Raw genomic sequence first — 12,038 nt, forward strand, 5'->3', positions numbered from 1 at the left:
CGGGGATGTCGCCGGCGCTCGGTAGCGTGGGAGTGGACGGGCGCGGGTGCCGCGCGGTCCGCGAGGCGAGGAGGGGCGACGTGCGACCGGTCACCGACATCGAGCGCAGTGAGGCACCGTTCAGGGTGGTCTCGGACATGACTCCGGCGGGGGACCAGCCGGCGGCCATCGCCGAGATCGCCCGGCGGGTGGAGGCGGGCGAGGCGCACACGGTCCTGCTGGGTGCGACGGGCACCGGCAAGACGGCGACCGTGGCGTGGACGGTGGAGCGCCTCCAGCGGCCCACCCTGGTGATGCAGCCGAACAAGACGCTGGCGGCGCAGTTCGCCAACGAGCTGCGGAGGATGCTGCCGCACAACGCGGTGGAGTACTTCGTCTCCTACTACGACTACTACCAGCCCGAGGCCTACGTCCCGCAGAGCGACACCTTCATCGAGAAGGACTCGTCGATCAACGACGAGGTGGAGCGGTTGCGGCATTCGGCGACCAACTCCCTGATCACGCGGCGCGACACGATCGTGGTGGCGTCGGTGTCGTGTATCTACGGCCTGGGCACGCCGCAGGAGTACGTGGACCGGATGGCGCGGCTGTCGGTGGGCATGGAGGTGGACCGCGACGAGCTGCTGCGGCGGCTGGTGGAGATGCAGTACGCGCGCAACGACATGGACTTCTCGCGGGGCACGTTCCGGGTGCGCGGCGACACCGTGGAGATCATCCCGGTGTATGAGGAGCTGGCGGTCCGCATCGAGATGTTCGGTGACGAGGTGGAGCGGCTGATGACGCTGCACCCGCTCACGGGGGAGGTGCTGGAGGAGAGTGAGGAGGTGTTCCTCTTCCCGGCGTCGCACTATGTGGCGGGGCAGGAGCGCACTGACCGGGCGGTGGCCTCGATCGAGGCCGAACTGGCCGAGCGCCTGGCGGAGCTGGAGGGGCAGGGGAAGCTGCTGGAGGCACAGCGGCTGCGGATGCGCACCACCCACGACCTGGAGATGATCCGGCAGCTGGGGAGCTGTTCGGGGATCGAGAACTATTCGCGCCACTTCGACGAGCGGGAGGCGGGTAGCGCGCCCAACACGCTCCTGGACTACTTCCCCGACGATTTCCTGCTGGTGCTGGACGAGTCGCACGTGACGGTGCCGCAGATCGGGGCGATGTACGAGGGTGACGCCTCGCGCAAGCGGACCCTGGTGGAGCACGGGTTCCGGCTGCCGTCGGCGATGGACAACCGGCCGCTCAAGTGGGGGGAGTTCACCGAGCGGATCGGTCAGTCGGTGTACCTGTCGGCCACGCCCGGCAGGTACGAGCTGGGCCGCTCGGGCGGGGACGTAGTGGAGCAGGTGATCCGTCCCACGGGCCTGGTGGACCCGGAGGTTCTGGTCAAGCCGACGGACGGGCAGATCGACGACCTGGTGCACCAGATCCGGGAGCGGGCCGAGCGTTCCGAGCGGGTGCTGGTCACCACGCTCACCAAGAAGATGGCCGAGGACCTGACCGACTACTTCGCGGAGCTGGGCATCCGGGTGCGGTACCTGCACAGCGAGGTGGACACGCTGCGCCGGGTGGAGCTGCTGCGGGAGCTGCGGGTGGGCGAGTTCGACGTGCTGGTGGGCATCAACCTGCTGCGCGAGGGGCTGGACCTTCCCGAGGTGTCGCTGGTGGCGATCCTGGACGCGGACAAGGAGGGGTTCCTGCGGTCGGAGACCTCCCTGATCCAGACGATCGGCCGTGCGGCGCGCAACGTGGCCGGGCAGGTCCACATGTACGCCGACAACGTCACCGACTCGATGCGTGCGGCGATCGACGAGACCAACCGCCGCCGGGACAAACAGGTGGCCTACAACACCGAGCACGGGATCGATCCGACCCCGCTGCGCAAGGAGATCGCCGACATCCTCGACTCCCTCAACCGGGAGGACGTGGACACCGAGGAGCTCATGGCGACCGGGTACCGCAGGGCCGGGCGGGGGGAGAGCGCTCCGGCGCCCGCGCTGGGCCGGGGGGCGGAGGTGTCGGCCATGCCCCGCGCGGAGCTGGCGGGGCTCATCGGTGAGCTGGCCGAGCGGATGCACCAGGCCGCGGCCGATCTGCAGTTCGAGGTGGCGGCGCGGCTGCGGGACGAGATCGGTGAGCTCAAGCGTGAGCTGCGCGGTATGGACGAGGTCGGGCTGGAGTGAGCCGGGGCCCGTCCAGGGGTGCGGCCGGGGAGGTCCCGGGGCGATATCGGATCAGGTACGTTCGGGCAACGGTTGTGTCGCGTGTTTACCGTCGTGTGACATAACCTTGGGTTTGCTCGATAACTGTGTCGGACATGCCGGGTATCCGGTCGCGGGGGAATTCATGAGGGTTCGGCTGCTGGTGAGGTCGGGGGCACTGTTGGTCGGAACGGTGTCCGTGGCCGGGTGCGCCCTGGTCGGTGGAGGGGAGGGCGCCGGCGACGCCCCTTCCCCGGTCATGCCCCGGACGGCGGGGAGCGCGTCCGAGCCGGTGGCGGACGAGGACACCCTGGTGGTCTCCGACGACGGCGTTGAACTGCGCGAACCGTGCGACGGCCGGGAGGTGGTGGTCACGGCCGACGACGCCGAGGTGGTCTTGGACGGTGCGTGCGGCTCGGTCAGGGCCACAGGTCGGGGGACGACCGTGGACGTGGGGTCGGCCGAGCGGATCGTCCTGGTGGGGGTGGACAACGTCGTCTCCTACGCTTCGGGTGACCCGGAGGTGATCAACCACGGCAGGGGCACCTCGGTGGTCGAGGGCGGTGCCGCCGGAGTGTGAGGCCGGACGGTGCGGCGGTCGTGTCCTCGGATTGATCTCCCCGACACCCCGGAGCGACCGTGGATCCGTTACCTTGGGGGTAGCCGTGCCGACGACGGGGTCGGGCGGGGAACAGAGGGTTCGGCCCATGGAGGGTGAACTCTCGCCGTCCGTTCGGTGAGGGCGTTCTCCGGTCCGCAACCCAAACGGTACGGTCGAGCAGTCTCGCTTGAGAAGGCACGAGGAGCCGCCCGGCCGTCGGATCGAGGACGTGCGCTGAAGGTGAGGGCCCGCCAGGGGAGGGGTGGATGAGCGGTTATGTCGCGCGGGTGCGGCACGACGAGTCGCCCGGAGGCGACCTCGGACTGGACCCACTGGTGCGGTCCGCCGCGCAGCGCTGGGTCGAGTCCGACCCTCTGCTCCCACAGCCCATGGGGTTCGCACCCGACAGCTATCCGCTCGTGACGGTCAGCGACGAGGCGGGCAACACCGTCGCGGCCGGGAGCATGCACTACACGTGGTACCAGCCCGGCGAGGTCGGCCGTATCTGGGGCGTTCCCGACCAGCACTGGCTCACCCCGGTCGTCGGCGGACCCGAGCCGGCCCGCGCGCTGGACTCCCTCCTCACCAGTTGGCGCGATCAGTTGGAGGACCTGCCGACCGGTACCGGCTCGGAGTCGGCCGCCCTGGTGAGCTGGCCCGCCCGGGACGTGTGCGGGATCATCCCGTTGCAGCGGCACGGCCTCCAGCCCTACACCGTGCTGGCGGCCCGCCAGCGCCGCCGGGGGGTGCCGCCGTCCCTGCCGCCGCGCGACGTGACCATCCGGCTGGCCGACCGCAGCGACCTCACCCAGGTCGTGGGCCTGCTGATGGAGGAGCACCGCTATGAGGAGCACTTCGGCGGGGTGTTCCTCCAGGAGGACACCGCGGAGCAGACGCGCGAGGTCGCCGCGCGGGCGCTGAACCGCTCGCGTTCGTGGATCTGGCTGGCCGAGCGGCGCGGCCGGGCCGTCGGGCTGATGTGGGTGTCCCCGCCGGAGCGCTCCCGCTGGGCCAAGTCGCTGGTCAACGCGCGCCCGATCGCCCACATCGGCTACGGGGTGGTGATCGCCGCCGAGCGGGGCAACGGGATCGGTACCGCCCTGGTGGGGCAGGCGCACCAGGCCCTGGACAGTCACGGTGTGGGGGTTTCGGTGCTGAACTACGCGGCGATGAACCCGTTGTCGGGGCCCTTCTGGCACCGGATGGGGTACCGCCCGGTGTGGACGACCTGGGAGGTCCGTCCGGCGCTGGCCCTGCGCTGACGCGTGCCGTGTGAGGGAGGGTCGATGGGCTCCGAGCGGGTGGAGATCGTCGAGGTGGGGCCGCGTGACGGCCTCCAGAACGAGGACCGCGTCCTGTCGGTTCAGGACCGGATCGAGCTGGTCGACCGTGCCGTCGAGGCCGGTGTGCGGCGGATCGAGGCGGTCAGCTTCGTTCATCCGGCTCGGGTTCCGCAGATGGCGGGCGCGGAGGAGGTCATGGCGGGTGTGCGCCGTGTGCCGGGGGTCCGCCACATCGGCCTCGTGCTCAACCGCCGCGGTCTGGAGCGCGCGGTGGCGGCCGGGGTGGGCGAGGTCAACGTCGCGGTGCCCGCCACGGACGGGTTCTGTACCCGCAACCAGGGGCGTACCGTCGGGGAGATGCTGGACGCGCTGGCCGGTATCGACGCCGAACTGGCGGGGACGGGCCTCCCGTTGAGCGTGACCGTCTCGACAGCGTTCGGTTGTCCCTTCGAGGGCGAGGTGGACCCGGAACGGGTGGTGGAGGTGGTCCGGCGCATCGCCGGGACCGGCGCGGTGGAGATCGCGCTGGCCGACACCATCGGGGTGGGGGTGCCCCGCCAGGTGCGGGACCTGGTCCGCCGGGTGGCGGAGGTGGCCGACGGGCGGGCACTGCGCTGTCATTTCCACAACACTCGCAACACCGGTTACGCGAACGCGCTCGCGGCGGTGGAGGAGGGCGTGGGCGTGCTCGACTCCAGCCTGGGTGGTTTCGGCGGCTGCCCGTTCGCGCCCGCGGCGACCGGCAACATCGCCACCGAGGACCTGCTGTACCTGCTGCACCGCAGCGGGTTCGAGACGGGGGTGGACCTCTCGGCGGCCGCGGCGCTGGGCGAGTGGATGGGCGGGCGCCTGGGCCGTCGGCCGCCCGCCTATCTGGGGCGTGCCGGGGGCTTCCCAGCCTCCTGACCGGGGCGCGTCCGGCTGTTGCCGCTAGAGGAGGGTGGACGGCCTGTTATCCTGGTGCCCCGTGGAGTCCGCGGCGCCGGCGACGTCACATCGACCGCCCGGCAGCGGACCAGCCGCACGGCCGCTCCGTCAGCGCGAGCCCGCCGTAGCCACTCAATTCACGGGAGCATCACTTTGGCATCCGCCGCGAGTACCAAGCACATCTTCGTTACTGGCGGCGTCGCCTCCAGTCTCGGCAAGGGCCTGACCGCCTCAAGTCTGGGACGGCTCCTGAAGTCGCGGGGCCTGCGGGTCACCATGCAGAAGCTCGACCCCTACCTCAACGTCGACCCGGGGACCATGAACCCCTTCCAGCACGGTGAGGTCTTCGTCACCGACGATGGCGCCGAGACCGACCTGGACGTGGGCCACTACGAGCGGTTCCTGGACACCGAGCTGTCGGCCTCGGCCAACGTCACCACCGGCCAGATCTACTCCAGCGTGATCGCCAAGGAGCGCCAGGGCGCCTATCTCGGTGACACGGTGCAGGTCATCCCGCACATCACCAACGAGATCAAGTCGCGCATCTACGCGATGGCCGCCCCCGGTGTGGACATCGTCATCACCGAGATCGGCGGCACGGTCGGTGACATCGAGTCGCAGCCGTTCCTGGAGGCGGTCCGCCAGATCCGCCACGAGATCGGCCGGGACCACTGCTTCTTCCTGCACGTGTCGCTGATCCCGTTCCTGGGGCCGGCGGGGGAGATGAAGACCAAGCCCACCCAGCACTCGGTGGCGGCCCTGCGCAGTATCGGTATCCAGCCCGACGCGATCGTGTGCCGTTCGGACCGTCCGATCACGCAGAGCCTGAAGTCCAAGATCAGCTTGATGTGCGACGTGGACGAGGCCGGTGTGGTCTCCACCCCGGACGCGCCGTCGATCTACGACATCCCGAAGGTGCTGCACCGGGAGGGCCTGGACGCCTACGTCGTCCGCCGGCTGGGCATGCCCTTCCGGGACGTGGACTGGACCGAGTGGGACGACCTGCTGCGCCGGGTGCACCAGCCCGACCACGAGGTCACCATCGCCATGGTGGGCAAGTACATCGACCTGCCCGACGCCTACCTGTCGGTGAGCGAGGCCCTGCGCGCGGGCGGGTTCGCCACGAACACGCGGGTGAACATCCGCTGGGTGGCCAGTGACAACTGCGCCAGCGCCTCGGGGGCGGCGGCGGAGCTGGACGGCGCCGACGGCGTCCTCATCCCGGGCGGGTTCGGCGTGCGCGGTATCGAGGGCAAGCTCGGTGCGATCCGCTACGCCCGCGAGCAGGGGGTGCCGCTGCTGGGCCTCTGCCTGGGCCTGCAGTGCATGGTCGTGGAGTACGCCCGCGACGTGCTGGGGCTGGAGGGCGCCAACAGCACCGAGTTCGACGACAAGGCGGCCGAGGCGGTCATCGCGACCATGGCCGACCAGACGGACGTGGTGGCGGGCGAGCGGGACATGGGCGGCACCATGCGCCTGGGCCTGTACCCGGCGGCGCTGGGGGAGGGGACACTGGTGCGGGAGCTGTACGGCGCCGCGGAGGCCTCCGAGCGGCACCGGCACCGGTTCGAGGTCAACAACGCCTACCGCCCCGAGCTGGAGGGGGCCGGGCTGGTGTTCTCCGGGCTCTCTCCTGATGGCAAGCTGGTGGAGTACGTCGAACTGCCCCGGGAGACGCATCCGTACTTCGTCGGGACGCAGGCGCACCCGGAGCTGCGCTCCCGTCCGACCAAGGCGCACCCGCTCTTTCGCGGTCTGATCGCCGCGGCGCTGGAGCGCAGGAGGTCCTGACGCGGTGTCGGGCGGGGCGCGGGCTGAGAGAGGCGAGTACATGGCGAGTGGGACGTACCCGGCCGATGCCGTGGCGGGGCGGGAGGCCAAGGTGGCGGACACCCCCGAGGCGTGGCCGGTGGAGCGGTCGGCGGAGCGCTTCGCCGGAGCCAAGTGCGGGATGCGCACGGACTGGGTGCGGATGCCCGACGCGGAGGGCGGCACGGTCGTCGCCGCGCGGGACTACATGGTCCACCCGGGTGCGGCGGCGGTGCTCGCACTGGGCGAGGACGGGCGGGTGCTCCTGCTGCGCCAGTACCGTCACCCCGTGGGCCTGCTCATGTGGGAGCTGCCCGCCGGGCTCATCGACGTGGCGGGTGAGGGGCCGCTGGCCACGGCCCGCCGCGAGCTCGTGGAGGAGGCGGGGCTGCGCGCCGAGCACTGGTACGAGTTGGTGGACTTCGCGGCCAGCCCCGGGTTCTCCTCGGAGCGGATCCGCGTCTACCTCGCCCGCGGCCTGTCGGAGGTGCCCGAGCACGAGATCGATTTCGTGCGCGAGCACGAAGAGACCGATCTGGCTGCCGAGTGGGTCCCCCTGGAGGAGGCGGTGGCCTTGGTCATGGGCGGGCACCTGCACAACGGGGCGACCTCCCTGGGGGTGCTGGCAGCGAGTACCGCGGCCCGGGAGGGGTTCGCCTCCCTGCGTCCGGCGTCCTGACACGGTGGGCGGGGACCGGGGCGGGAGCGTGCCCGCCGGGCCGCTGGGGGAGGCGGTGGCGGCCTTCCTGGACCATGTGGCCGCGGAGCGCGCTCTGGCGCACAACACCCTGCTGGCCTACCGGCGCGACCTGCGCCGCTACACCGCCTATCTGGAGGGGCGGGGCGTCGCGGACCTGTCGGAGGTGGGCGGGGCGCATGTGGGCGGGTTCCTGCGGGCCCTGGCCGAGGGCGACGACGACCACTCGCCGCTCGGGGCCGCCTCGTCGGGGCGGGCGCTGGCGGCCGTGCGCGGGCTGCACCGGTTCGCGGTCCGCGAGGGCCGGGCCGACGCCGACCCGGCGGCGGAGGTGGTGCCGCCCCCCGTCCCCCTGCGGTTGCCCAAAGCGGTGCCGCTGGAGCGGGTGGAGCGGCTCCTGGAGGCCGCGGGACCCGTCGGGGCGCCGCCGGCGGCGGAGCGCTCCGCTCTGCTGTCCCTGCGTGACCGGGCGCTGCTGGAGGTCCTCTACGGTACGGGGGCGCGGATCTCCGAGGCGGTGGGGCTGGACGTGGACGACGTGGTGGAGGCCCTCGACGGCGGGGACACGGTGGGCCTGGTACGCATCCACGGAAAGGGCGGGCGCGAGCGCGTGGTGCCGCTCGGCTCGTGCGCTCGTACGGCGCTGGGCGGGTACCTGGTGCGGGCGAGGCCCGCGCTCGCGGCGTCGGCGCGGTCGGCTTCTTCGGGGGCGGCGCTGTTCCTGAACGCGCGCGGGCGCCGCCTCACCCGCCAGGGCGGCTGGGCGCTGCTGGCAGCGGTCGCCGAGCGGGCTGGGGTGGAGGGTGTCTCACCGCACACGCTGCGGCACTCCTTCGCCACCCATCTGCTGGACGGCGGTGCTGACATCCGGGTGGTGCAGGAGCTTCTGGGACACGGTTCGGTCACCACCACGCAGGTGTACACCCTGGTCACGGTGGACCGGCTGCGGGAGGTCTACGCCGCCAGCCATCCGCGTGCGCGCAGGTGAGGGCGGTGCGCGTGCGGGGGAGGGGGCGTATCCCCGATCCGGTCGTGTTGAACGCGCCGTGTCGTCGTTCTAGAGTCGCCGCACAGAGGTTACGTTGCTGTCGACATATTGAGTTTCCGACGGCGGCCGGGCACGGGGCTGGGACGACTTCCCCCTTTCGGGCCGTGGCCGGTCCGTGGGGGAGGTCAAGGGCTTGTGAACTGGGCGGAGAACGGCGTGGATGCCAGCGGTGCACCCGTCGGTGGGGAGGACCCCGCCGAGCCGGTGACCAACCCTTGGGGTAGGACACGCGACACGGGGGCGCAACTGCGTACGAAGAGACCGGAGCGGGACTACCCCGTTCCCGGACCGCTGGACGAGCACGGTCCGGCACGGATCGTAGCACTTTGTAACCAGAAGGGTGGGGTCGGCAAGACCACCACCACCATCAACCTCGGGGCGGCCATCGCCGAGTTCGGCAGACGGGTGCTGCTGGTCGACTTCGACCCGCAGGGCGCGCTGTCCGTGGGCCTGGGGCGGCTCGATCCGCGCGAGCTGGACCTGACCGTCTACAACCTGCTGATGCAGCGGGACGTGGCGGTCGAGGACGTCCTGCTCAAGACCGACATCGACGGCCTGGACCTCATCCCGAGCAACATCGACCTGTCGGCCGCCGAGGTCCAACTGGTGGGCGAGGTGGCGCGCGAGCAGATGCTGGGCCGCGCCCTGCGCCCCGTCATCGACGACTACGACGTGGTGCTCATCGACTGCCAGCCGTCGCTGGGCCTGCTCACCGTCAACGCGCTGACCGCAGCCGACGGCGTCATTGTGCCGCTGGAGTGCGAGTTCTTCGCGCTGCGCGGCGTGGCCCTGCTCATGGACACCATCCAGAAGGTGCAGGAGCGGCTCAACGAGCGGCTGGTCATCGACGGCTTCCTCGGCACCATGTACGACCCCAGGACGCTGCACGCGCGCGAGGTCCTGTCGACCATCGTCGAGGGGTTCGGCGACAAGGTCTACGGCACGGTCATCAACCGGACCGTGCGCTTTCCGGACGCGACGGTGGCGGGTGAGCCCATCACCAGGTTCGACTCGTCGTCGGCGGGCGCGAGGGCCTATCGGGAGCTGGCCAAGGAGGTGCTGGCGAGGTGGCCTCTCAGCGGTCGAGGCGCGTGACCCTGCCGGGGGCGGACGAGATGTTCTTCCGCTCGGGCGGCACCGTCTCGGAGCCGGACGCGCAGACCCGACGCCGACACGTCGGCTCCGGGGAGGAGCGGGAGGGCGAGGGGGCGGGCCGCGTCCCCGGAGGCCCGGCGCAGGACCCCGCTTCCGGGGACGCCGCGCCCTCCGGGGGAGCCGTGGCGCGCCGTGCGCCCAAACCGAGCGGGCGCCAGCGCCACGACGAGAAGATCACGGTGTACATCTCCGGCCCGGAGCTGCTCGCGCTGGAGCAGACGCGGCTGTCGCTGCGGGCCGAGCACGGACTGTCAGCCGACCGGGGGCGTCTGGTCCGCGAGGCCGTGGCGGTGCTGTTGGCCGACTTCGAGGAGCACGGGGCTGCCAGCATGCTGGTGCGCCGCCTGAGCGAGGACTGAGCGCCCCGCGGCCCGGTGTGCGGGCGCCGGGCCGCGGGGGACACCGTGGTGCCCGCACGACCAGGGGGTATGCACTCCGCGGAGCTGGGAAACTGGTCACATGAGTGTCGACTCCTCCGAGGCGGACCCCGGCGCCGGTGAAGGGTCTGGGTTCCAGGTGCACCTGGACAACTTCGAGGGCCCCTTCGACCTGCTGCTCACCCTGATCTCCAAGCACAAGCTGGACATCACCGAGGTGGCGCTGTCGAGGGTCACCGACGAGTTCATCGCCCACATCCGTGCCCACGGCCAGGGGTGGGACCTGGACCAGGCCAGCGAGTTCCTGGTGGTGGCGGCGACTCTGCTGGACCTGAAGGCGGCCCGTCTCCTGCCGCGCGGCGATGTCGAGGATGAGGCCGACCTGGCGTTGCTGGAGGCCCGCGACCTCCTGTTCGCCCGCCTGCTCCAGTACCGCGCCTACAAGGAGGTCGCGGCGCTGATGAGTGAGCGGCTGGCGGCGCAGGGGCGCCGGTACGCCCGCGCGGTGCCGCTGGAGGAGCGCTTCGCGGCCCTGCGGCCCGACGTGCTGTTCAAGCTGGGGCCGAGGGAATTCGCGGCGCTGGCCGGGCGGGTCTTCACCCCCAGGGAGCCGCCGAGCGTGCCCGTCACGCACATCCACCAGGCCAAGACGTCGGTGAAGGAGCAGGGCGACCTGGTCGTGGCCGCGCTGCGCGAGCACGGCACCCTGACGTTCACCGAGCTCACCGAGGAGTGCACCGGTACCTTCGAGGTCGTCGCGCGGTTCCTGGCCCTGCTGGAGCTGTACCGGGCTGCCAACGTGGGCTTCGACCAGCCCGAGCCGCTGGCGGAGCTCACGGTGACGTGGACCGGCGGTGAGGGCGAGGTGCGGGTGGAGTCCGACTACGACGAGGGCACGGGTGGGGAGGAGAGGGACGATGAGTGAGGGCCGCGCCTCCGATGAGGGGTCGGTGTCCCCGACCCTGCGCCGCGACCTCGAAGCGGTGCTGATGGTGGTACCCGAGCCGGTGTCCGTCTACGACCTGGCCCGGGCCCTGGAGGTGCCCGTGGAGGCGGTCTCCCGGGAACTGGAGGGGCTGTCGGCGGAATACACGGCGCAGGGGCGGGGTTTCGACTTGCGGATGGTGGCCGAGGGGTGGCGGATCTACACGCGTCCCGAGTGCGCCGACGTCGTCGAGCACTTCCTCCGGGAGGGGCAGGAGGTGCGGCTCACCCAGGCCGCGCTGGAGACGATGGCGGTGGTGGCCTACCGCCAGCCGGTCTCCCGAGGCAGGGTCTCGGCCGTCCGCGGTGTCAACTGCGACGGGGTTATGCGTACCCTCGTGTTGAGGGGCCTGATCGAGGAGGCCGGGCACGACTCCGAGTCCGGCGCGCTCCTGTATCGGACCACCTCCTATTTCCTGGAACGGCTCGGCCTGCGTGATCTCGACGATCTGCCGGACCTGGCGCCGTTCCTCCCCGACGACATCGAAGGTCTAGACGACACCGGTGAGCACACCCACTGACAGTTCCCGCGGTGCGCGGGACCACGCCCCGCGCGGTGAGCGCGGCGACAGCAACGACGACCGTGGCGGCCGGGGCCGCCGTGACGACAGAGGTCGCGGTGGTTTCCGCGACCGGGACGACCGGGGCCGTGGCGGTCACCGCGACCGCGATGACCGCGATCGGCGTTCCTTTGGCCGGGACGAGCGGGGCCGTGGTGGTTTCCGTGGCCGGGACGAGCGGGATGACCGGCGCGGAGGCGGCAGGGACGACCGCGGTGACCGTGGTCGTGGCTATGGCCGTGACGACCGTGACCGGCGTTCCTTTGGCCGGGACGACCGGGATCGTGGTGGTTTCCGTGGCCGGGACGACCGTGGCGGTCGTGGTCCGCGTGACCGCGATGACCGTGACCGGCGTTCCTTTGGCCGGGACGAGCGGGATCGTGGTGGTTTCCGTGGCCGGGACGA

At 71.4% G+C, this 12,038-nt stretch carries 12 protein-coding genes; all 12 read left to right on the forward strand.

All coding sequences use genetic code 11. The annotated features are described in order from the left end of the window. Positions 1–80: 80 nt before the first annotated feature. Positions 81–2,174: an excinuclease ABC subunit UvrB gene (gene uvrB / locus B042_RS0107800; RefSeq protein WP_028647826.1), complete on the forward strand. Its 2,094-nt coding sequence runs from the start codon at positions 81–83 to the stop codon at positions 2,172–2,174. A 163-nt stretch (positions 2,175–2,337) separates the two neighbouring features. Next, positions 2,338–2,772 carry a DUF3060 domain-containing protein gene (locus tag B042_RS0107805; protein ID WP_028647827.1) on the forward strand — a complete coding sequence of 145 codons (435 nt, stop codon included), beginning with the start codon at positions 2,338–2,340 and terminating at the stop codon, positions 2,770–2,772. A 287-nt stretch (positions 2,773–3,059) separates the two neighbouring features. Further along, positions 3,060–4,055 carry a GNAT family N-acetyltransferase gene (locus B042_RS0107810; protein WP_028647828.1) on the forward strand — a complete coding sequence of 332 codons (996 nt, stop codon included), beginning with the start codon at positions 3,060–3,062 and terminating at the stop codon, positions 4,053–4,055. Between the two features lie 24 nt (positions 4,056–4,079). Next, positions 4,080–4,982, forward strand: coding sequence for a hydroxymethylglutaryl-CoA lyase (locus B042_RS0107815; RefSeq protein ID WP_028647829.1), 903 nt, complete (start codon positions 4,080–4,082; stop codon positions 4,980–4,982). Positions 4,983–5,156: 174 nt separating this feature from the next. Further along, on the forward strand, positions 5,157–6,794 hold the full coding sequence (locus B042_RS0107820) for a CTP synthase (protein WP_028647830.1): 1,638 nt from the start codon (positions 5,157–5,159) through the stop codon (positions 6,792–6,794). Between the two features lie 40 nt (positions 6,795–6,834). Next, positions 6,835–7,491, forward strand: coding sequence for an NUDIX domain-containing protein (locus tag B042_RS0107825; RefSeq protein WP_028647831.1), 657 nt, complete (start codon positions 6,835–6,837; stop codon positions 7,489–7,491). A 4-nt stretch (positions 7,492–7,495) separates the two neighbouring features. After that, a complete protein-coding gene (locus B042_RS0107830) occupies positions 7,496–8,497 on the forward strand; it encodes a site-specific tyrosine recombinase XerD (RefSeq protein ID WP_231493869.1) in 1,002 nt (333 codons plus the stop codon). Between the two features lie 195 nt (positions 8,498–8,692). Beyond that, positions 8,693–9,652, forward strand: coding sequence for a ParA family protein (locus tag B042_RS0107835; protein WP_028647833.1), 960 nt, complete (start codon positions 8,693–8,695; stop codon positions 9,650–9,652). After that, the gene (locus B042_RS22305; protein ID WP_197024197.1) at positions 9,625–10,071 is read left to right on the forward strand and encodes a hypothetical protein; all 447 of its coding nucleotides are present in this window, start codon (positions 9,625–9,627) and stop codon (positions 10,069–10,071) included. The genes B042_RS0107835 and B042_RS22305 overlap by 28 nt, the downstream gene beginning before the upstream one ends. Positions 10,072–10,171: 100 nt before the next feature. Then, positions 10,172–11,014 (forward strand): ScpA family protein, encoded by an 843-nt coding sequence (locus B042_RS0107845; RefSeq protein WP_028647834.1) that lies wholly within the window; start codon positions 10,172–10,174, stop codon positions 11,012–11,014. Next, positions 11,007–11,594: an SMC-Scp complex subunit ScpB gene (gene scpB / locus B042_RS0107850; protein ID WP_028647835.1), complete on the forward strand. Its 588-nt coding sequence runs from the start codon at positions 11,007–11,009 to the stop codon at positions 11,592–11,594. Before B042_RS0107845 ends, scpB begins: the two co-directional genes overlap by 8 nt. 11 nt (positions 11,595–11,605) lie before the next feature. Next, the coding region (locus B042_RS24290) for a hypothetical protein (RefSeq protein ID WP_028647836.1) at positions 11,606–12,038 on the forward strand (433 nt) is incomplete at its 3' end.

Source organism: Nocardiopsis sp. CNT312 (genome assembly GCF_000515115.1).
In the GTDB taxonomy this organism is placed as follows: domain Bacteria; phylum Actinomycetota; class Actinomycetes; order Streptosporangiales; family Streptosporangiaceae; genus Nocardiopsis.

Coding starts and splice junctions, on each gene's coding strand:
- B042_RS0107805 (WP_028647827.1), top strand. CDS start 2,338: ATGAGGGTTCGGCTGCTGGTGAGGTCGGGGGCACTGTTGGTCGGAACG.
- B042_RS0107810 (WP_028647828.1), top strand. CDS start 3,060: ATGAGCGGTTATGTCGCGCGGGTGCGGCACGACGAGTCGCCCGGAGGC.
- B042_RS0107815 (WP_028647829.1), top strand. CDS start 4,080: ATGGGCTCCGAGCGGGTGGAGATCGTCGAGGTGGGGCCGCGTGACGGC.
- B042_RS0107825 (WP_028647831.1), top strand. CDS start 6,835: ATGGCGAGTGGGACGTACCCGGCCGATGCCGTGGCGGGGCGGGAGGCC.
- B042_RS0107845 (WP_028647834.1), top strand. CDS start 10,172: ATGAGTGTCGACTCCTCCGAGGCGGACCCCGGCGCCGGTGAAGGGTCT.
- scpB (WP_028647835.1), top strand. CDS start 11,007: ATGAGTGAGGGCCGCGCCTCCGATGAGGGGTCGGTGTCCCCGACCCTG.